The sequence below is a fragment of the Paenibacillus sp. fava2 genome, from assembly GCF_058313675.1.
This window is the reverse complement of the sequence record NZ_CM177755.1, coordinates 3,266,864-3,286,605: the sequence shown is the minus strand read 5'-3', so window position 1 is coordinate 3,286,605 and position 19,742 is coordinate 3,266,864. Positions and strand designations below refer to the sequence as shown.

16 protein-coding genes are annotated in these 19,742 nt (G+C 53.6%); 3 read left to right on the top strand and 13 right to left on the bottom strand.

Annotated elements, in window-relative coordinates:
* Positions 1-26: 26 nt before the first annotated feature.
* A complete protein-coding gene (thiD, locus tag AC4G46_RS14065; protein ID WP_491128875.1) occupies positions 27-845 on the top strand; it encodes a bifunctional hydroxymethylpyrimidine kinase/phosphomethylpyrimidine kinase in 819 nt (272 codons plus the stop codon).
* Positions 838-1,503 (top strand): thiamine phosphate synthase, encoded by a 666-nt coding sequence (gene thiE / locus AC4G46_RS14060; RefSeq protein ID WP_491128476.1) that lies wholly within the window; start codon positions 838-840, stop codon positions 1,501-1,503. Before thiD ends, thiE begins: the two co-directional genes overlap by 8 nt.
* Before the next feature lie 77 nt (positions 1,504-1,580).
* On the opposite strand, the gene AC4G46_RS14055 is transcribed toward thiE, so the two are convergent.
* A complete protein-coding gene (locus AC4G46_RS14055; protein WP_491128475.1) occupies positions 1,581-2,138 on the bottom strand; it encodes a GNAT family N-acetyltransferase in 558 nt (185 codons plus the stop codon).
* A 117-nt stretch (positions 2,139-2,255) separates the two neighbouring features.
* Here AC4G46_RS14055 and AC4G46_RS14050 point away from each other — a divergent pair, with 117 nt between their 5' ends.
* The gene (locus AC4G46_RS14050) at positions 2,256-4,106 is read left to right on the top strand and encodes an ABC transporter ATP-binding protein (RefSeq protein WP_491128474.1); all 1,851 of its coding nucleotides are present in this window, start codon (positions 2,256-2,258) and stop codon (positions 4,104-4,106) included.
* 92 nt (positions 4,107-4,198) lie between these two features.
* On the opposite strand, the gene AC4G46_RS14045 is transcribed toward AC4G46_RS14050, so the two are convergent.
* The 12 genes from AC4G46_RS14045 to desA all read right to left on the bottom strand — a co-directional run bounded on the left by AC4G46_RS14045 (position 4,199) and on the right by desA (position 19,704).
* Entirely contained in the window at positions 4,199-4,894 is a 696-nt protein-coding gene (locus tag AC4G46_RS14045; RefSeq protein WP_491128473.1) for a pseudouridine synthase, read from the bottom strand.
* A 9-nt stretch (positions 4,895-4,903) separates the two neighbouring features.
* Positions 4,904-5,074: a DUF3934 family protein gene (locus AC4G46_RS14040; RefSeq protein WP_491128472.1), complete on the bottom strand. Its 171-nt coding sequence runs from the start codon at positions 5,072-5,074 to the stop codon at positions 4,904-4,906.
* Between the two features lie 127 nt (positions 5,075-5,201).
* The gene (gene asd / locus AC4G46_RS14035) at positions 5,202-6,287 is read right to left on the bottom strand and encodes an aspartate-semialdehyde dehydrogenase (RefSeq protein ID WP_491128471.1); all 1,086 of its coding nucleotides are present in this window, start codon (positions 6,285-6,287) and stop codon (positions 5,202-5,204) included.
* A gap of 304 nt (positions 6,288-6,591) precedes the next feature.
* Positions 6,592-7,806: a VWA domain-containing protein gene (locus AC4G46_RS14030; RefSeq protein ID WP_491128470.1), complete on the bottom strand. Its 1,215-nt coding sequence runs from the start codon at positions 7,804-7,806 to the stop codon at positions 6,592-6,594.
* On the bottom strand, positions 7,807-10,152 hold the full coding sequence (locus AC4G46_RS14025) for a DUF5682 family protein (protein ID WP_491128469.1): 2,346 nt from the start codon (positions 10,150-10,152) through the stop codon (positions 7,807-7,809).
* Positions 10,149-11,252: an AAA family ATPase gene (locus AC4G46_RS14020; protein WP_491128468.1), complete on the bottom strand. Its 1,104-nt coding sequence runs from the start codon at positions 11,250-11,252 to the stop codon at positions 10,149-10,151. Before AC4G46_RS14020 ends, AC4G46_RS14025 begins: the two co-directional genes overlap by 4 nt.
* Before the next feature lie 251 nt (positions 11,253-11,503).
* The gene (locus AC4G46_RS14015; RefSeq protein ID WP_491125428.1) at positions 11,504-12,709 is read right to left on the bottom strand and encodes an IS4 family transposase; all 1,206 of its coding nucleotides are present in this window, start codon (positions 12,707-12,709) and stop codon (positions 11,504-11,506) included.
* A 416-nt stretch (positions 12,710-13,125) separates the two neighbouring features.
* Positions 13,126-14,976, bottom strand: a complete 1,851-nt coding sequence (locus tag AC4G46_RS14010) for a HEAT repeat domain-containing protein (RefSeq protein ID WP_491128467.1) — start codon at positions 14,974-14,976, stop codon at positions 13,126-13,128.
* A 58-nt stretch (positions 14,977-15,034) separates the two neighbouring features.
* Positions 15,035-16,471 carry an SWIM zinc finger family protein gene (locus AC4G46_RS14005; protein ID WP_491128466.1) on the bottom strand — a complete coding sequence of 479 codons (1,437 nt, stop codon included), beginning with the start codon at positions 16,469-16,471 and terminating at the stop codon, positions 15,035-15,037.
* Between the two features lie 296 nt (positions 16,472-16,767).
* Positions 16,768-17,370, bottom strand: coding sequence for a response regulator (locus AC4G46_RS14000; RefSeq protein WP_491128465.1), 603 nt, complete (start codon positions 17,368-17,370; stop codon positions 16,768-16,770).
* A complete protein-coding gene (locus AC4G46_RS13995; RefSeq protein ID WP_491128874.1) occupies positions 17,367-18,506 on the bottom strand; it encodes a sensor histidine kinase in 1,140 nt (379 codons plus the stop codon). The genes AC4G46_RS14000 and AC4G46_RS13995 overlap by 4 nt, the downstream gene beginning before the upstream one ends.
* Positions 18,507-18,636: 130 nt before the next feature.
* On the bottom strand, positions 18,637-19,704 hold the full coding sequence (gene desA, locus AC4G46_RS13990) for a Delta(5) desaturase DesA (protein ID WP_491128464.1): 1,068 nt from the start codon (positions 19,702-19,704) through the stop codon (positions 18,637-18,639).
* Positions 19,705-19,742 lie beyond the last annotated feature (38 nt).

Here is a 19,742-nt window from a genome sequence, read left to right as displayed (position 1 = left end):
GGCAAAAAGGAGAATGCGGTATGACCATAGTAGTAAAAGCACTTACCATTGCCGGTTCGGACAGCGGCGGCGGTGCCGGTATCCAGGCTGACCTCAAGACCTTTCAGGAGCTGGGCGTGTACGGCATGTCGGCACTCACGGCAGTCACGGCACAGAATACGCTGGGCGTTCAGGCTGTCTATCCCCTGACAGAAGAGGCTGTGGCTGCCCAGCTCGATTCAGTCGGAGCAGATTTGCCGCCGGATGCCGTGAAGACGGGCATGCTCTTCAGCAGTGCGATCATAAGTAGCACAGCCGCCAAGATCAGGGAATACGGCTGGGAACGGCTTGTAGTCGATCCGGTGATGGTCGCTAAGGGCGGCTCTCCTCTCCTGCTGCAGGAGGCGGTGGCTGCATTGGTGAGCGAGCTGCTGCCGCTGTCTCTGGTCGTCACCCCCAACATTCCCGAAGCTGAAATATTAACCGGCATGACCATCACCGGGCTCAAAGAGCGTGAACAGGCTGCCAAGCTGATTCACTCGATGGGCCCAGGGTATGTTGTGCTCAAGGGGGGCCATGATGACGGAACGGACGGTGTGCGGGATCTGATCTATGACGGGCAGGCTATAACGTACCTGAGCAGCCCCCGCATAGATACCCGGCATACGCACGGCACCGGCTGTACCTTCTCGGCAGCCATTACCGCCGGACTTGCTGCAGGAGATAATGTTAATAAGGCTATACAGACAGCCAAAGCCTTTATTCACGCGGCCATAGAACACAGCCTTGGCATTGGCAGCGGCCATGGCCCGACCAACCATTTTGCGTACCGGCGCAGTCAAAGAGAGGGGCAGCAGAATGCTTAGCCGCAGCGGACATATCAGGGAATTGCTGAAGCTGTATTTTATTATGGGCAGTGTGAACTGCCGCCTGTCTCCGGCCGACACACTGCTGCAGGCAGTTAACGGCGGCATTACACTGTTCCAGTTCCGGGAAAAGGGTCCCGGTGCGCTGGGCGGCGCTGCAGCTGTTGATCTGGCCCGCCAGCTCCAGGCCATCTGCCGGCAGCGCGGCATCCCCTTTATCGTCAACGACGATATCGGGCTTGCTGAAATGCTGGGTGCCGACGGTGTCCATGTCGGCCAGGAGGATGAGCCGGCCGCTGCCATCCGCCGCAGGCTCGGTGCTGACAAGATCGTCGGCGTATCCGCACATTCGCTGGAAGAAGCACAGCAGGCGGTAGCGGATGGTGCAGATTATCTCGGTGTAGGCCCGGTTTACCCTACCTCCTCCAAGGAGGATGCCCGAGCAGTACAGGGAACGCAGGTGATCGAACAGCTAAGACGCAGCGGGCTCAGCATACCGCTGGTTGGAATCGGCGGTATTACTGCAGACAATGTGACACCTGTGATACGCGCAGGTGCGGATGGGATCTCGGTGATCTCAGCGGTTGCGCAAGCCCCGGATATCACCGGTGCAGCAAGGCATCTACTGCACAAGGTCATCACAAGCAGCAGGACTTAAAGAAGATACAAACAGGGCGGGCAGCATCTTTCGGATGCCGCCCGCCCTGTTTTGCCACAAAAAAATTGCTGTTATTCCTAATCCGTTAGCGGATCCTTAAATCTGCCCATAACCAGCGTGTTATAGTATGTACCGTCTGCAAGCAGCTTGTCTTTTTTCAGGATGCCCTCAGCTTCGAATCCGAACCTGCGGTAGAGCGAGATAGCCCCGGTATTGGTCTCCAGCACCGTCAGCCCCATCTTGACGATCTCCTGGCTGTCCGCCCAGGAAGTGGCCTGCTGCATCAGACTGTAGCCGATCCCGTATCCCCAGAACGCCCGCAGAATGCAGATTCCGAATTCCACCTTATGCGCACTCCTGGACAGCACGCTTCCCTCACATCTGGCGAATCCGGCGAGCTTCCCTTCTACTTCCGCTACAAGAAACAAATTTCGGTCTGCTTCCGTATCCTTGCGGATAATCTCCTCAAACCCCGGGGCGTCGATAAACGCTTCTCCCTGGCGCCGCTCCATATTCTCCGTCTCCCCGTCAATCTGCAGCCTTACTGCGGACAGCTCCGCGGCATCCTCACGGACAGCTGATCTGATCATATAAAAGATTCCGTTCCGTTCAACCTGCCGATGGCCAATGATCATAAGATATGTGTCCCCCTCTTTTCTAGCGAATGTTAATTATAGCATTTACCCCCTTCCCTTTCAGGTGTAAAATTACCCGGACCTCTCTATTAAATTCAAGTAAAGCTGGTGAGCATAATGGCTAGAGATTTTAGTCCCGGCGGGTTCGGCGGAGGACCGGGGCACGGAAAGTTTAAATTCGAAGAAGCGGGCGGGAGGCCGGATCTTTCCCGGGCGCTGCTGCTGCGGATCAGCAAATATTTTATCCCCTACTGGAAACAGACGCTCGTTGTGGTGCTTGTATTATCCGTATCTGCGCTGCTGGGGCTGCTGCCCCCGATTCTGATTCAGCAGATTATTGACCATGCGCTGCCGGATAAAAATTTGCGTCTGCTTGTTCTGCTCGTCCTGGCTTCGCTGGGCACCACTGTTATCTCCGGCCTGCTGGGCGTGCTGCAGAATTATTTGAATTCTTTTATCTCCCTGAATATTGTGCATGATATGAAAAACCAGATGTACCGCCACCTTCAGCAGATGCCCCTGCAGTTCTTCTCGGAAGTGAAGCAGGGAGAGGTCATTACCAGAATGACCAGTGACATCGCGGGAGTGCAGAGCGTGTTCAACAACACAATCGTCAATTTTGCAAGCAACCTGTTTATTCTCGTCTCCACCGCAGCAGCGCTGTTCATTATGAACTGGAAGCTGGCTTTGCTTGGCATTCTTGTCGTGCCGCTGTTTATCGTGCCAACCCGCAAAATGGGCAATGTACGCTGGAAGCTGGCCAGAGAGACGCAGGAAAAGGTCTCGGAGCAGAACCGGATTATCCAGGAGACGATGAGCATCAGCGGCTATCTTTTGATGAAGCTTTTTACGAGAGAGTCTGCTGAGTACAGAACCTTCACAACCATTAACGCAGAGGCTACACGCCTGCAAATCCGCGAATCTATGGCCGGCCGCTGGTTCATCATGTTCCTCTCCACCTTTACGAGTATCGGCCCGATGCTGATCTACCTGTACGGCGGCATTCTTTTTATTCAGGGAGAGCTGACCATTGGTACCATCATCACCTTCGTTGCGCTGCTCGGCAGACTGTACGGGCCTGTCATGCAAATGACGAATTTGTATGTGGATATTAAGCGGTCAGTGGCGCTGTTTGAGCGGATTTTTGATTATTTTGATATGGAGCCTGTCATTACAGATCAGCCGGAAGCAACACCAATCAGTGCCGCCGGAAAAAGCATTCTGTTCGACAATGTTCATTTCGCCTATCAGCCGGATAAGCCTGCACTGCGCGGGATCAGCTTTACTGCTGCCGCAGGCACCGTAACTGCACTCGTCGGACCAAGCGGAGCAGGCAAAACAACCATTACCAGCCTCATCCCCAGGCTCTATGAGATTCATTCCGGCACCATCAGCATCGGCGGTACAAGCATCCGCAAATTCACACTGGAGTCACTCCGCTCCCAGATTGGCCTGGTGACACAGGACACCTATCTGTTCAACGGCACGATCCGGGACAATCTGCTGTACGCCCGTCCCGATGCGGCTGAAGCCGAGATGATTGAAGCCTGCCGTGCTGCGTATATCCATGATTTTATTATGGGGCTGCCGGAACAATATGAGACCTTCGTCGGCAACCGCGGGATCAAGCTCTCAGGCGGGGAACAGCAGCGGCTATCGATTGCCCGTGTGCTTTTGAAGAATCCGCCGGTCATTATTATGGATGAAGCGACTTCTTCCCTTGATACCGTCTCGGAATACTACATTCAGCAGGCCATGCATTCCCTTTTAGCGAATAAAACCGGAATTGTCATCGCCCACAGGCTCTCCACGATTGTAGCTGCCGATCAGATTCTGGTGGTTAAGGATGGAACGATTGCTGAAAAAGGTACGCATGACGGGCTGCTGCAACAAAACGGGGTTTATAAAGCGTTGTATGATAAGCAGTTTGAGCCGAAAGTATTCTCTGACCCTCCGGCAGCTGAATAGCCCTCTTTTGTTTGTATAAAAAAACCGTATCCTGCCGCTAATACAGCCGGGGTACGGTTTTTCACTTATGTGCAAAATGGTTCATCCGGGTCTCATCCGTTCAGCGTCTGCATCAGCCGGTCCAGCTCCTCCCCGGTCAGATGCCGCCATGCTCCTCTTTCCAGACCGTCCAGTGTAATATTCATAATCCGGGTCCGTTCCAGACGGAGTACTCTTTGGCCCAGCTCCTTGCACATCCGGCGGATCTGCAGATTAAGCCCCTGGGTGAGTATAATCCCGAATTGCTGCTCTGCTATGGGATAGGTAACACAAGGCTTCGTGACGGTTCCGAGAATGGTGACACCGGCGGACATGGCCTCCAGAAATGCTGCGGTTACCGGCTTGTCCACGGTTACATGGTATTCCTTCTCATGCTGATTTTCTGAACGCATCATTTTGTTTACGATATCGCCGTCGTTCGTGAGCAGAATCAGGCCTTCCGAATGCTTGTCCAGCCGTCCCACAGCAAAGATGCGGGAAGGATAGTTAATATAATCTATGATGTTGCCCTCAACCCCGCGCGCAGCGGTGCAGGTAATGCCAACCGGCTTGTTCAGGGCCAGATAAACATGTTCCTGTGCAGTCAAGCTGACCGGGCTGCCGTCAACAGCGACCAGATCCTCCGGCTGCAAAAGGGTATTTTTGCCGCAGACCTCACCGTTAACCGTAATCCGGCCGGCTGCAAGCAGTCTGGCCGTTTCCCGGCGAGGGTAAATGCCGGTCATACTCATGTATTTATCGATTCTCATCTCCAGATCCTATTTACTGCCGCCCTTTTTAGTATCACTTCCGGCTTTAACTGCACCTTTTGGCCCCTGGCTGCCTGCCGGTCCTTTTTTCGGTTTCACCGGCTTGGCTGTTTTATTCCAGCGGGTCCAGCCCTTGCTGCCGGTTCCTCTGCCTGTGCCGCCGCCTTTGCTTTTTGCCACAAAATCACTCCGTCTTTTGTTCAATTTCTTTGTAATCCAACCTATCTTACCATTATTAAGCATGGCCTGTCAGGTAAATAGACAAACAGCCTGCCGGACCAGGTCCGGCAGGCTGCACAAAACGATATTATTTCGGCTGGATATAGCCTTCTGCTTTTAGCAGTTCTGCGATCAGCACTGCTCCGCCGGCAGCGCCGCGTACAGTGTTATGGGAGAGGCTGACGAATTTGTAATCATACAGCGAATCTTCACGCAGTCTGCCTGCAGACACGCCCATTCCGTTCTCGATATCGCGGTCAAGCTTGGTCTGAGGACGGTTTTCCTCTTCGAAATAAGTGATGAACTGCTTAGGTGCGCTTGGCAGCTCCAGCTCCTGCGGACGTCCCTTGAAGCTGTTCCAGCGCTCCAGGATTTCTTCCTTGGAAGGCTTCTGTTCAAAGGAAGCAAATACCGCTGCTAGATGGCCATCGGCTACCGGCACACGGATACACTGGCTGGTAATGACAGGCTGTTCGCTTTTAACGATACCTTCTTCTGATACCTCGCCCCAGATCCGCAGCGGCTCCTGCTCGCTCTTCTCTTCTTCACCGCCGATGTACGGAATGACGTTATCGAGCATTTCCGGCCAGTCGGTAAAGGTTTTACCCGCTCCGGAAATAGCCTGATAAGTGGTCACTACAACCTTGGACGGCTTAAATTCCTTGAGGGCGTTCAGTGCCGGCATGTAGCTCTGGATCGAACAGTTCGGCTTAACCGCGATAAAGCCTGTTTCTGTACCCAGACGTTTGCGCTGCTGGGCGATAACCGCCAGATGCTCCGGATTGATCTCAGGAATAACCATCGGAACATCCGGTGTCCAGCGGTGTGCCGAGTTGTTGGAAATGACAGGTGTTCCTGTCTTGGCATAGGCTTCTTCCAGCGCCTTGATCTCTTCTTTTTTCATATCTACAGCACAGAAAATCAGATCGACATCTGCAGCCACTTCTTCTACGTTAGAGGCATCCTGAACCATAATGCCTTTTACTGCTTCAGGCATAGGTGTAGCCAGCTTCCATCTGCCTTTTACCGATTCCTCGTACGTTTTACCGGCCGAATTCCGGCTTGCAGCAATAACCGTTACCTGAAACCATGGATGATTTTCAAGGAGTGCAATAAAACGCTGACCCACCATACCGGTACCGCCAACGATACCCGCTCTTAATTTACTTGACATAAGGGATTCATTTCCTTTCAAGCAGCTCCTATTGTTAGGTGCTTTTTAATAACCGATTATATATGATATACGCAGCTTACACAATATGTGAACGAAAAGTAAGTACTGGTTAAATTCTCCCCCACTCAGCTAACGCTTGAAGTGGCGGATTCTTGCGAACAGCAGAGTAACCCCATCCGAAGAGCGCTCTAACAAGAAAATCCCTCGGATTCTTCAAATCTAAAAAAGACTCCGTCCTTGAGTTAAAGGAGCGGAGCCATTGAGTATATGCTTGAGCTTGAGCTTGATCTTATATTCAGCAGAATTACTGGGCACCCAGCCGTTTGGCCAGCTCCCCAAGATCCTGGCCCTTCAGCGCCCCTTCAACCAGTGCCGGCAGCAGTGCCGGGGTACAGGCAAAGCAAGGTGTTCCATCTCTGGACAGCTGTCTTGCAAGCCGTTCGTCATAAGAGGGCTTGCCGGCATCGGACAAGGCCAGCAGCGTCATTGTGCGCACCCCGGACTCCCTGAGCTCACGCATACGCCGTACCAGCGCAGCCTGGTTGCCGTTCTCATACAGGTCGGAGACGATGATAAACAGCGTTTTTTTGGGTTCCTCGATAAACTGCTCACAGTACTTCACGGATTTGTTAATGTCCGTACCGCCGCCGAGCTGAATGCCAAACAGCATATCAACCGGATCATTGGCACATTGTTCGGTCAGGTCTACCACCTCAGTATCGAATACAACCACACGGGTGTTCAAGGCCGGGATACTGGCAAAAATCGAGCCGATCACCGAAGCCCAGATAACTGAATCCGCCATCGAGCCGCTCTGGTCAATATCAACGATTACCGTCCATTCCTTGCTGCGGCGGGCCCGGTCAAAGTAATAGAAACGTTCAGGAATAATAATCCGCCGCTCCTGGTCGTAATGCTTAAGATTCCGCTGGATTGTCAGCTTCCAGTCCAGGCCGCTGAGCGACGGCAGAGGGGAATGCTGGCGCTTATTCAGCGCTCCGGTGACTGCCCGCCGGATGTCTGTCTCCAGCAGCTTGACGAGATCATCGACCAGCGCTTTGACGAGCATCCGTGCAGTCTCCTTCGTCTTCTCAGGGATTTTGCCCTTCAGCGAGAGCAGGGTTCCCACCAGCTGAATGTCAGGCTTGACCGCCGCCAGCAGTTCAGGCTCAAACAGTAGCTGCTTCCAGCCTTTGCGCTCCATGGCATCGCTCTGGATAATGGAAACTACATCTTCCGGAAAGAAGCTGCGCACGTCGCCCAGCCATTTGGACAGATTCAGGGAGCCGTGCCCGGAGGCTGAACCTCTGCCCTTGTTGCCGCTGGCCGCCGACCCCGAATTCCCGCCGGCGCCCGTCTCATCATAAATGGCAGCCAGGGCAGCATCCATTACCCGTTCTTCTTCCGTCAGCGACAGCTGTCCGCCTTCCCCGTAACCGGACAGCGCCGCATCCGCCTCCTGGCCGAGAATCAGCCTCCAGCGGGTAAGCGTGTGTTCCTCTATATGTTCATTTGTCATTTAAAAATCACCGAAGTCAAAATCATTCAGCTCATCCAGCATTTTGGCTTCCTCCTCCTTCAGCTCACCGGTCAGCACCTCTGCCGCCTGCTCGCTGTTCACACCCCACAGCTCGCCCAGCAGCTCGGAAATCATCGTCTTCTCGCGCGGGGAGAACGTACTGAACGCTCTGCGGAGAAAGACCAGTGCCCGCTTGAATTGGTCGTCATCCAGCGCATTGATGTAATCATTCAGCTGCTCCCACAGGCTCATCCGTGACAGCAGACCGTAATGGCCGCGCATCGACAGGCCTTCGAACCAGCCGGCGCCCAGGTCGGCCGGTATGCCCGGTGACAAGCGCCGCGACACTTCAGCCGCAAGCTCCCCGGCCGATACGCTGCCGCGCTCGAGCAGAATCGCGCAGGCATAGCCGGACAGGCGCGGATTGCGGTCATCGCGTTCCGCGAGCTGCTGCAGCTCCTGCAGCCATTGCCCGTCATCCAGCTTGTCGCCGTGCTCCAGCGAAATCCCGTTCAGTTCGTTCATGGCTGTCAGCATCGCGCCAGCGGCCTCGTCGTTGCAGCCGCTGGCATCGAGCAGGAACAGGCAGCCTCTGTTAAACAGCTCCTCCAGCAGCGGCAGAAGCGGTGCCGTGTCGACTTTGCGGATGTCCCCGAAGCTCAGGATGGTTGACAGCTCACGGGCTGCAGCCGCCATACCGACAACGTCCCGGCTGAGGGCAGCCAGATTCTGCAGCACCCGGGTACCTTCTTCCATCTGGGCCGTCATAGCACACTGGCAGGCAATCCGGATCAGCACGGAGGCTTCGGCAATCGAGCGGCATTCCTGCAGCTTCTCGCGCAGCACATAGGCTGCAGCCACTTCAATGGTCTCACCAAGCAATGTCGATTCAACTACCTGAATCTCCACCTCCGGTGACCACTGGATCACCCAATGCTCCGCCCAGGTCGCACTATCCTGGCCGCTGGGGCGGTTCTTGGCAAAGGCAATACCCAGCAGGCTCAGCCGGTGGAACAGGACTGAACGGTTCAGATCAAGAAAGGCAGCCTGTTCACTGGATACTCTGCGGTTCTCGCGGAGATCAAGCTGCAGGTCGCTGGCGACTGCCGTCTTATATTTCTCCAGCTTATATTGCTTCAGCAGCCGGTTCAAATCGTCCTGAATCGGGGTTTGGCTGACACCTTCAGGCAAATAGCCGATCGCCGTGCCAACATCCACCCGCGCCAGCGGTTCTGCTATGGCAGCCAGATCACCATGGCCTAGCAGTGTCTGGGCCGCATCGCGCAGGTCGCGCAGCGCCGGCCTGCTGCCGCCATGCAGGGCAGCCAGCGATTCCGCCAGCCTGACCGCTTCAATCACTTCAGCGGTAGAGCGGTAGGTTCCGCCGCTGCGCACATGTCCGGCCACCGCAGATAGATAACGGTGCGGCAGCTCTTCCGGCTTGCCGGCGGCCATAGCGTCCCACATCATTTCAAAGTAATGGGGAGCGGCGTTTCCGGCGCCATAACCGGACATGGTGGATAGCTTATAGTAAGAGTAAGGCATCAGCGTCAGCTTGGTACTGCGTGACGGGAGTGCGGCGAGCTCTTCATCACTCATAGGCGGCAGCGCTGCCGCCAGTGCAGAGGCATGATACGCCCCGCAGATGACTACAATTTTATCCGGCTTGTGCCCTGCAGCAACCGCCTGCTGAATCTGACGGCGCATATAGGCTTCACGCAGAGCATTGTAAGCATACTCGGAAGGCTGCTCTCTGAGCTCCTTCTCCTCTCCCAGCTCACGCATGTGCGCCGAAAAAGCATGAATCGCAGCCTGATACGCTCCGCTGCTGCCGTTATGCTCATAATTGCGTTCCCAATACATGTCATAATCATATTCGCCGGCAAGCTGGGCAATCCGGCTGTAAACAGATTCTTCATCCTGGACCTCTGCCTCCTCCGGCTCGCCTGCCTGGTCAGCGGAAGGCACAGCTTCCGGCCCGACTGCTCTGCTCCGGTTCATGGCGCCCTGTAGACCAAGGGTTACGGAAGACGGAAGATCAATAAAAGCGGCCTCCGCCTTATTCTTCCGCGCCCATTTCATCGCCTGATACTCCGGAGAGTAGACAGCGAACGGCCAGAGCACCGTACGGACAGGAACCTGATCGGTGAACGCCAGAATTGCCACCGGGGGCCTGGTTGCTCCCTCGGTCAGATGGCGGATTTCATCCGTTGCATCACTGGGCCCTTCGATCAGCACCGCTGTAGGCTTGTGCTCATCCAGAAAGTCCAGCAGATGCCTGGCCCCGCCGGGTGACAGATGGCGCACCCCGAAGATACGTACCCCAGCTTCAGCAGCCGCAGTCACTCGTTCATCTCCTTACAGGCCTGATACAGGCCGCGCCACTCCGTTCCTTTTTTCTTCATCACATTATCAAGATATTCTTTCCAGACCAGCTTATCCTTATCATCGTCCTTCACTATAGCCCCCTGCAGGCCGGCGGCCAGGTCACTGTCCGTCAGCTCACCGCTCCCGAAGCTTGCAGCGAGCGCCATACTGTTGGTCAGAAGAGAGATGGCCTCCGCGGTCGAAATCACTCCCGCCGGCGTCTTCACTTTCTCCTTCTTGTCCAGTGTCATCCCGCTGCGCAGCTCGCGGAATATCGTAACCACCTTGAGCAGCGCATCATCTGCCGGAACAGCAGCCTGCAGTTCGTAGGAACCTGCGATCTCGGCTACCCGCTTCTTCACAATCGACAGCTCTGTCTCGATATCCGACGGAGCCGGAAGCACAATAATGTTGAACCGCCGTTTGAGGGCTGCGGACATTTCATTGACCCCGCGGTCTCTCGTATTAGCTGTGGCAATAATCGAGAAGCCCTTGCGCGCGCTAGCCTCCTTGCCCAGCTCCGGCACGGAAATGGTCTTCTCCGAGAGGATGGAGATCAACGCATCCTGCACTTCGGAGGCGCAGCGCGAAATTTCCTCGAAACGGGCGATGCCGCCATCCTCCATGGCCCGCATAATCGGGCTTCTGACCAGCGCCTCCGGCGTCGGCCCGTTCGCCAGCAGCATCGCATAGTTCCAGGAGTAGCGCACCTGTTCCTCACTTGTCCCCGCTGTTCCCTGGACAACCAGTCCGGAGTTGCCGTATATCGCCGCCGCCAGATTCTCGGACAGCCACGATTTGGCTGTACCCGGCTCCCCGATCAGCAGCAGCGCCCGGTCCGTCACCAGCGTAGCGACAGCCATTTCAATCAGCCGTGTATTGCCGATATATTTAGGGGTAATAACCTTTTTGCCGGCCTTTCCTCCCGCGATAAAGGTCAGAACCGAACGCGGCGACATCTGCCAGCCGGCCGGGATTTTCCCTTTGTCCTCCTTAATCAGCGCATCAAGCTCCTCACGGTACAATACCTCCGCCGGCAGCCGCATGTAATCCTGAAGCTGCTCTTGTCCAGTTGACATGTACACCTCTCCTTTGTGTAATATCATGTATATTTCCTTGAAAGGCCGGCGATTTCTCAAGCCGTTCCTGCCCTTAGTGTGCTTCATCCAACTAAGTGGATAATCGCCACTAGACATGCATACAAACTTACATGAGAGCTAAATTAAACCGAAAGTAATAATTTTACAGTTAGTTTTATAGACTCAATGAAAAAAGAACAGTGGCGTCTTAAAACGTAGGTTAGTTACCAATAAATGGTATATTATGTTTGTTATCTGAGAATTATCTTTACCGTCGCTCGTTTCTCTTTCGTTTGTTCTGGAGTTTCTGCGGGCTTAGGGATCTTTTGCCGACCTTTAGAACGACGAGTCGGTTCACGATTCAGCGCTTCAATAAATACATCCCAGTCTTTCATGGCGTAATACCTCATCTTTCGCAGCATGCTCCATACACTTAGGGTGGACCGCACTTCTAAATGGATGAGCTGACAAAGTAGCGCCGTAATGATTCCGATGTAACATTGGACCCACACTGCGTGGGGGTGGTGATTGTGGAACGTTACGGTGGCCAGATGCTGCTTGATCCATTTAAAAAACAGCTCAATTTGCCAGCGACAGCGATAAATTTCACCAACGTCTTCGGCTGAAAGATCCTGACGATTTGTGATGACCTCGTAGATTTTTCCATGCTTATCTTGGAATTGTACAAGGCGAACGCAAAACGTTTGGCCCGATTTTTTATCCAGAATCTCAACGTCAGCGTCCCGAGTAATATTGCTGCTGCCCGAAATGGGATGTTCGGTCAGCACGGTGTACTTTGTTTTTGCACGGATCCGGGCTACAAAAAGCACCGTCCCTTCCGACCATTCTCTGAAGTTTCCGTAATGCACATAGCCACGGTCGAAAATGTAGGTGAATTCTCCAGGCACAACCAGATATTTGACCGCTTGTTGATCCGACACACCGATAGTGGAAAGGATAATCTCATCCGGAAAATGACACCCTGCTTCCAGCGAAAGCAGCCGCGTATGGATTTTGACACCCTTGGTCTTATTTTGATAAAACGCCCAATCGCCGAGTATTTTGGGTAGCGAAAGGCTCGTTGAATCGACGGGTGCTAACTTTCCAAGATGCTTGATGCCCTTGGCTTCCGCTTTTCGCAATTTTAATTCCTGAACAAGATCGGTAAACAACCACTCGAGATAAGCAAGAGGGATGGTGCCGAGCTTGCGGTTCAAGGTCGATTCGTGAATGGTCGTGAGTCCGGTAATGTCCTGAAGTTCTGCATTCGTTTCCAAATGGAGCACAATGTCGGAAAGAGTCCGCCTCTGCTGCAACTGAGCTTCTACAAAAAGGGTAATCGCGGACCCAACGGTAAGTTTTTTCGAATAATGATCTGCGAATGGACAACGAAAAGAATGTAACATTAAATGCTGTAAGTACTTGCGTAAAACTGAATTTTGCGATATGTTACCCATGGATTAGCTCCTTTTGTGGAGAGATGTGGGTAACCTGCCTACTCTCTCTACATTAGGGCTTTTTTCATTTTTCACCAGAGTAAACTCATCTTTTTTATCCATAATTAGCTAACTATTTCAAAAAAATTTATGTTAGGTTTGCCGCATGTCTAGTGGATAATCGCCACTTCGTTCTTCTCCGAATAATGCTTATTGAAATACTAGTTGGAAAAATGCCACTTAATTCCCCTTATATCAGCCCCGGAAGACTATTTGGGCCAAATTAGATGCCGTTTTTCCACTTAATGACTTCAAATATTGAAATTATCCGGAATTAAGTTGCGAAAATCCAACTAGGCATTGCACCCGTCCATCAACACCTAACGCATGATGCATAACGCCTGACTCCTAGCTCCTGACTCCCGCCATCCGCCAGCCTATTGCCGGCTTCGCAGGTGACTAACCAGGTACTCCAGCTGGGTTTTGCTCTCGTAGCGGTATTTAGGCAGGACCGCTTCAATCCGTTCAGCATAGCTGGCCGGGAAGCCCAGCATCAGCTCAAGCAGATAAAAGTGAAGCGAATACGGATTTTGAAATCTCTGCTCCGCCACCACAGAGAGCAGCAGCTCCTGCCGCTCCGCTTCAGGCAGCCCCGCACGTTCAAGTCCCTTAAACAAATTGGACACGAAGTCAAAGTCTTTGCGGTGTTTGCCTTCCCGGTTAAGCTTGGCAAGCAGATACTCCTGCACACCGGAATGACCGGGGCGGGCAAGAGCGGATACCAGCTCCGGGGCATCCCGGTCAATCGCCCAGTCCAGCCACCGCGGGTCCCATTCAGCCGCGATCCGTTCCGGAGACAGCATCTCCCACACGTACTGCTGGCGGCTTCCGGCATATTCCCAGGAGAGCTCGTAAGTCACTCTTTCCGCATTCAAGATCTGCTCCTCCAGCGTCTCCTGCAGCACACGGTTACGCGTGGCGGCATCTTTGGCCAGTCTTGCCTTCATTTTGTCGATCATCGATCCGCCGGCGAACTCCTCATAGAGCTCCTTGGCTGTGAGGAGCTGCTGCGCTGCGCGGAAGTAGTAGGACAAATAGCGGACGCTCTTCTTATCCAGCTCACGCAGCAGCTCAAGCCCCTGCTCCGATTGCGCAGTCTCTTCATACCGCGCCGCCCGGTCCAGCAGATGCAGCCAGCCCAGAGCGGCAAACCGGTCATACTCTTCAATAATAAAACGGAATATTTCATCGAGCTGCGGATTACGGATATCAGCAAGGGCTATCAGGTACAGCGAGATGACGCTCCAGAGCGCATCATTTTTTTTGCTGTCTTTATGATCAGCTTCAAGGGCCTCCCTCAGCTCTTCCATAAACTTCACGGACAGCCGTTCACCCAGCGGGGCAGACGGCCATTTTGCCAGCGCATAAGCCGCCAGCTCCCGGTCCTTCTTCCCGGCAAAAGCTTCAAACAGCCGCTCCAGCCCTTCTGCTGAGCCGCCTTCCGCTAGTGCCGTATATGCTGCTTCACGGATCGGCTTCTTCTTGTCCACAGTCCAATCCAGCAGTGCTTGAACATATTCCTGCTGACCGGCCAGGCAGAGAATAGCTGCCGCCCGCACATCATCGCTGCCGTTGCCGGCTGCCTTGAAGATCTCTTCAAGCAGCTCCGGACGGCCTACCGCTTTGATTACGTGCAGCTTGCGGACTTCACTTTTTCCGCCGGCTGGATTGAAATGCAGAGCCAGATAATCAGCTGCAGCCGGACCATAGGATGGCACGATTTTGTTCATGGCAAAGTCGGCAAGCTCCGCATAGGGATCGCCAAGTGCGCCGACGGCCAGCGGGAGCAGCCGCAGATCCTGGAACACGCCATCCTTGAACGCTTCGAGCACCGTCTCATATCTGCCGCTCCCTGTCGTTGTCAACGCCTGGCGGACGGCAGCAATCTTTCTGGAGGAAACCCCGGTTTCCAGTCCAAAAGCACTGCCCTGCAGCTGAGCGGGTTCGCCTCCGGATGGCGAGATGCTGCCCTGTGTATACAGCACCGATTCCAGCAGCAGGGTCAGGTCCTGCAGCTTCACTGCCGAACTCTGCCCTGCAGCAGCTTCTGTTGACATCAGTGCCGAAATCCCCTCACCAAGCCGCTTGAACACAGCCGCCCGTTCTCCCAGCTGCTCGAACTGCGGCAGCAGCCGTTTCAGGCGGAAATCATCCGCAGCCAGATCGCTGCCCGCAATATATAGTCTTCTGACCTCCTGATGAAGCTCTTGCAATAATGCTGTACTCATGCGCGTCCCCCTAACGAGATAGTATGCAAAATGGCTATTTATTCAGACTTGTATTTAGTTAGAGCAGCCTTGTAATCCCTTCAGCATGGATGATGCCAAGCGGCTGGGCAGCAAGTCTGCCCCGGTCCATGTCATGTTCAAACATGACCAGCAGGGTGCAATGTTCAAGGCAGACCGGCGGCAGAAACGGCAGCAGACCGGTTGTGCCCTGGGACAGGGCGGGAACATCCTCAAGCACAAGCTGTCCCCCTGTTTCATCTGAAAGGACATACTCTCCTTGATCGTTCATTCCGATACTTACCGCATGGAGCAGGAGCACCGGCTCCTTATCACTCAGCGGATTCTTCAGCTGGTTCTTCACTTTCTTGACCGCCTCCGCAATGGAGCGGTGGGCATGAGCATGAACCTGATCCAGGTCTGCAGGTGTGACTGTTCTTGCAGTCATCCCTTCATAGCGGACCCGAGGATTCATATCTCCCGGATATTTATACAGCAGCGGAACCTCAGCCACCTCGTAGAAGCTGTCTTCCTCACGCAGCAGCTTGGCTGCCTTGTACGGACGGTAATGCAATGTCTTATAAACGGCACCGGCCGATGTATCCAGCCAGTACCCCTGATCCACGAATTCCTGGCGGGCCTTGTCATCATAGCTGTAAAAAGCCAGCTGAAGCAGCTCCGCATTCTCCGCTGTCAGCCCGTATTCCTTCAGCTCTGACAGCTGCCAGGCATGGCCCAGCCATTCATCAATCGTTGATTCATGGTCAAGCGCCAGCTCGGGGTCCTCGCTTCTCGCAGTCAGATAGCTGCGGCCTTTCTTAATGAAGGCATGCAGCAGGGTCAGCTGCCGGACCGCATATGTATAGCCCTGTTCACGGTCCTCTCCTTTGCCGAGCAGCAGTGCAAACCGGCGCAGCTCAATCTGTGCACCGGACAGATAATAGTTTCCAAGCTGCTTAACATGCTCCTGCACGGTCTTAAGCGTCTTGGCGTCGATTGTCGACAAGCCGCCGCGGACCAGCGAGAGCACCAGCTTCTCCAGTAAATCCAGCCCTTCCAGCTGGGCGGTGATTTTTTTCTTAAGCGCAGATTTATTAACCTTCTTCGGCTTGGCCGGACTGCCTTCCGCAGCCTGCTTTACCTTGTTTTCTTCCCGTTTCTCCGCCTTCTCCCGTTTGGCTGCTATATCCTCCGGAACAGGTGCAGGCGTAAAAGCCTGCCCTTCCACATAGGCGTACAATAATCCAAGGGCATGCTTACAGGGAAACTGGCGGCTAGGGCAGGAGCAGCGGAACACCGGATTCTCCGGAGCAATGAAGTCTACAGAGCATTCGTACGGCGTTTTGCCGCTTCCCGCACATTGTCCGAACAGCAGCTCGCCGTTCTCGGTACGATGAAGCTGGATAAAGCTCTTTTTGCGCACCAGGCCCTGGCCATTCTTGATGGCGGCGGTGTTTGGTGCTAAGGAATCGACATAGGATGATGTAAGTTCAGGCAAAGCAGATACCTCCCGACTTGTAAGCTGAAATATGAGAACAGAACAGTATTGCACTAAATTGGCACATAACCTCAATTACCCACAACAGGCATATAAGATCACATGTTTGCATTTATCTTAACAAAAATAAACTGTGCTTCCAATCTAACAACCCCTGTAATGGTAAAATTGGGCAAAAGGAACTATACAAAACCCCCTCCTCCGGATTTTTGCCCAAAAAAATAGGACGGACCTCCAAGGTCCCTCCTTCTCAGCAGGCAGAGTGCCGCCACCGACATCTCTTGCTTAAGCCATAATTATTTAAACCAGCCCTTTTCCTTGAAGCGTGTTATCGCCTCAATCCGGTTGCCGACATCCAGCTTGTCCAGAATCACCGAAATATAGTTGCGGACGGTACCCGTTGTGATATAGAGCTGGCTGGCGATTTCCTTCGTATTTTTACCGTCGGCGATCAGGCCGAGCACTTCCTTCTCGCGCTGCGTCAGCGGATTGGCCTCACTGCTGTAGGCTTCATCCATCAGCTCTGGGGCATAAATCCGTCTGCCTGCCATCACGCTGCGGATGGAAAGAGCAAGCTCCTCGCTGGGGCTGTCCTTGAGCAGATAGGCGTCCACTCCGGCTTTGACGGCACGCTCAAAATAACCGGTCCGGGCGAACGTAGTCAGGATCATGATTTTACAGCCGGAGCCCTTCAGCGCTTCTGCCGCTTCGAGTCCGGTCATTGCCGGCATTTCAATGTCCATAATGCAGATGTCAGGCTTGTGCTGCCGCACCAGCCTTACCGCTTCTTCACCATTGCCTGCGCGGCCCACAACCTTCATGTCCTCCTCCAGATCAAGCAGTGAAGCCAGTGCGCCGAGCAGCATGCGCTGGTCTTCAGCTATCACGATATGAATCATCCTTCTTTCGCCTCCATTTCCAGTTGCCGGATTACTGTTGGTGCTTTAATGATAATGGTTGTTCCATTAATATGTTGTATTTCCATACATCCGTTGACGAACTCCAGGCGTTCCTTCATCCCCTGAATGCCATGGCCTTTATAATTCATATTAGCCGCGTCAAGCCCTTTGCCGTTATCAGATACTTTGATGACCAGTTCCGTCCGGGAGGGCTCAATCTGAATGGTGCACCGTGAGGCCCCGCTATGCTTGACTAGATTCGTCACCGCTTCTTTTATGCACATACTGAGCACATTTTCCGTAATTAATGAAGTATTTTCAAGCTTCGGGCTGCCCTCCAGCTCAAATTCAATCTCCGCCGCCTGCAAAAGCTGCCTGATCCGCACCAGCTCATCCTCCAGCCGGATCCCCCGCATCTGGGTAATCATCTCCCGGACCTCTTTAAGCGCGCTTCTTGCTGTCTGCCTGACATCGTTAATCTCCACGATCGCCTGCGCCGGATTTTTGTTGATCAGCTTGCCGGCCAGGTCACTCTTGAGCCCTATCAGGGACAGCTTTTGACCCAGTGTATCATGCAGATCCCGAGAAATCCGCTGCCGCTCTTCCATTATGACGAGTTCAGAGATCCGTTTGTTGGCATCCTCCAGCTGGCCCTGCAGCTTATCCTGATTATTGCGGTTGTAGGTTGTCGCCGGCAGCAGCACTACAGCAATGATACTGACCAGCACGAAGGGCAGCTGGGACAAGAACACCGGATTGCGCGTAATCAGCTCATAATTGATCGCCACAATTGTCGTCAGCAGATGAATCGTGTACATGGTGAAAAAGCCCGCCCGGCTCTGGATATTCCCGATAAAAAAGGCCAGAAACAGCGCGAAATACATATAACCGAACATGAGCGTCATTGTAATCGAGACCACAATCTGCACACTCGTCCAGAAGTAGACCAGCCAACCCCGGGACTTGAACGCAAGCACATAACAGGCAAAAAACAAAATAATCATCACAATACCGTACACCCAGCGGTCCACCGAGGATAAGCGGAAGATCGAGTAAAACGGAAGAATATAGAACACTACCCAGACGTAAGGGCTGAGACCTGTGCTTTTATGAAAAATATGATGCCACTTCTGCATATCCGCCATCCTTTTTGCCAGCAAGTTTGTACCCCCATTTTAGCATAATCCGCGGCAAAAAAGAGAAGAAGCGCACCCGCCACCAATCTGCGTGTCTGCTTCCCCTCCTGACTCCAGCTCCGGAAGCCTGTTATTTGGCCTGCAATCCGGGTTTCTGTATCTTCAGCCCTTCCACAGCAGGCAAAGGCTGACGCAAGCGGTCCTTGATTTCCTTAAAGCTGACAAACCCTTTATTCTCCTCATCCCACAGGCGGAACCGGAGCGCCTTCAGGCTTGTGCTGATGGTAATGGTCGTAGCTTTCTGCAGCGGCGGCGTGGCGTTGTGGGCCAGCTCCAGATTATAGTTGGGCACTTTGGGCGCCAGGTGATGCACATGATGAAAGCCGATGTTGCCGGTGATCCACTGCAGCAGCTTGGGCAGCTTGTAATACGAGCTTCCTTCTACGGCAGCCATAACGTAGCTCCACTCTTCTTCATGCTCAAAAAAAGTATCCTCAAACTGATGCTGCACATAGAACAGCCAGATGCCCAGGAAACCTGAGACGAATACGATCGGCAGCTGCACCAGCAAAAACGCCTGCCAGCCTACAAGCCAGATCATTCCCGCATATAGCGCAACAATCAGCGCATTCGTCAGATACGTATTCATCCGCTCCTGGCGTCTGGCGCTTTTTACGTTAAAGCGGTACTGGATCAGAAACACGGCAATCGGGCCTGCACCGAACATAACCAGCGGATTGCGGTAGATCCGGTACCAGAGGCGCTGCAGCGGTTTGGCGGCAATGTACTCATCCACAGTCATGATCCAGATGTCGCCGATGCCCCGTTTATCGAGGTTACTGCTGCCGGCGTGATGGATCGAATGACTTCTTTTCCACTGACGGTAAGGGACAAGGGTCAGCACACCGGTGATCGTTCCGAGAATATCATTCGCTTTACGGCTGCGGAAGAAGGAGCCATGGCAGCAGTCATGAAAAATGATAAAGGTGCGGATCACAAAACCAGCTGCCGGTATGGCAAACAGAAGTGTAAGCCAGTAAGATACGGACAGGCTGAAATAGGCAGCCGCCCATAGCAGGAACAGCGGGCCTAGTGTATTAATCATCTGCTTTATGCTTGTATTGCGGTCATTTTTCTCAAAAGGGGCCACGCTTTTCTTCAGGCTGGAGAGCTGGGATGACGTGCTGCTCTTGGACATCTGTAGGTTCCTCCTTGTATGTGTGCGCTCAAGTCTGC

Coding starts and splice junctions, on each gene's coding strand:
- thiE (WP_491128476.1), top strand. CDS start 838: ATGCTTAGCCGCAGCGGACATATCAGGGAATTGCTGAAGCTGTATTTT.
- AC4G46_RS14055 (WP_491128475.1), bottom strand. CDS start 2,138: ATGATCATTGGCCATCGGCAGGTTGAACGGAACGGAATCTTTTATATG.
- AC4G46_RS14050 (WP_491128474.1), top strand. CDS start 2,256: ATGGCTAGAGATTTTAGTCCCGGCGGGTTCGGCGGAGGACCGGGGCAC.
- AC4G46_RS14045 (WP_491128473.1), bottom strand. CDS start 4,894: ATGAGAATCGATAAATACATGAGTATGACCGGCATTTACCCTCGCCGG.
- asd (WP_491128471.1), bottom strand. CDS start 6,287: ATGTCAAGTAAATTAAGAGCGGGTATCGTTGGCGGTACCGGTATGGTG.
- AC4G46_RS14030 (WP_491128470.1), bottom strand. CDS start 7,806: ATGACAAATGAACATATAGAGGAACACACGCTTACCCGCTGGAGGCTG.
- AC4G46_RS14020 (WP_491128468.1), bottom strand. CDS start 11,252: ATGTCAACTGGACAAGAGCAGCTTCAGGATTACATGCGGCTGCCGGCG.
- AC4G46_RS14015 (WP_491125428.1), bottom strand. CDS start 12,709: ATGGGTAACATATCGCAAAATTCAGTTTTACGCAAGTACTTACAGCAT.
- AC4G46_RS14010 (WP_491128467.1), bottom strand. CDS start 14,976: ATGAGTACAGCATTATTGCAAGAGCTTCATCAGGAGGTCAGAAGACTA.
- AC4G46_RS14000 (WP_491128465.1), bottom strand. CDS start 17,370: ATGATTCATATCGTGATAGCTGAAGACCAGCGCATGCTGCTCGGCGCA.
- AC4G46_RS13995 (WP_491128874.1), bottom strand. CDS start 18,506: ATGCAGAAGTGGCATCATATTTTTCATAAAAGCACAGGTCTCAGCCCT.
- desA (WP_491128464.1), bottom strand. CDS start 19,704: ATGTCCAAGAGCAGCACGTCATCCCAGCTCTCCAGCCTGAAGAAAAGC.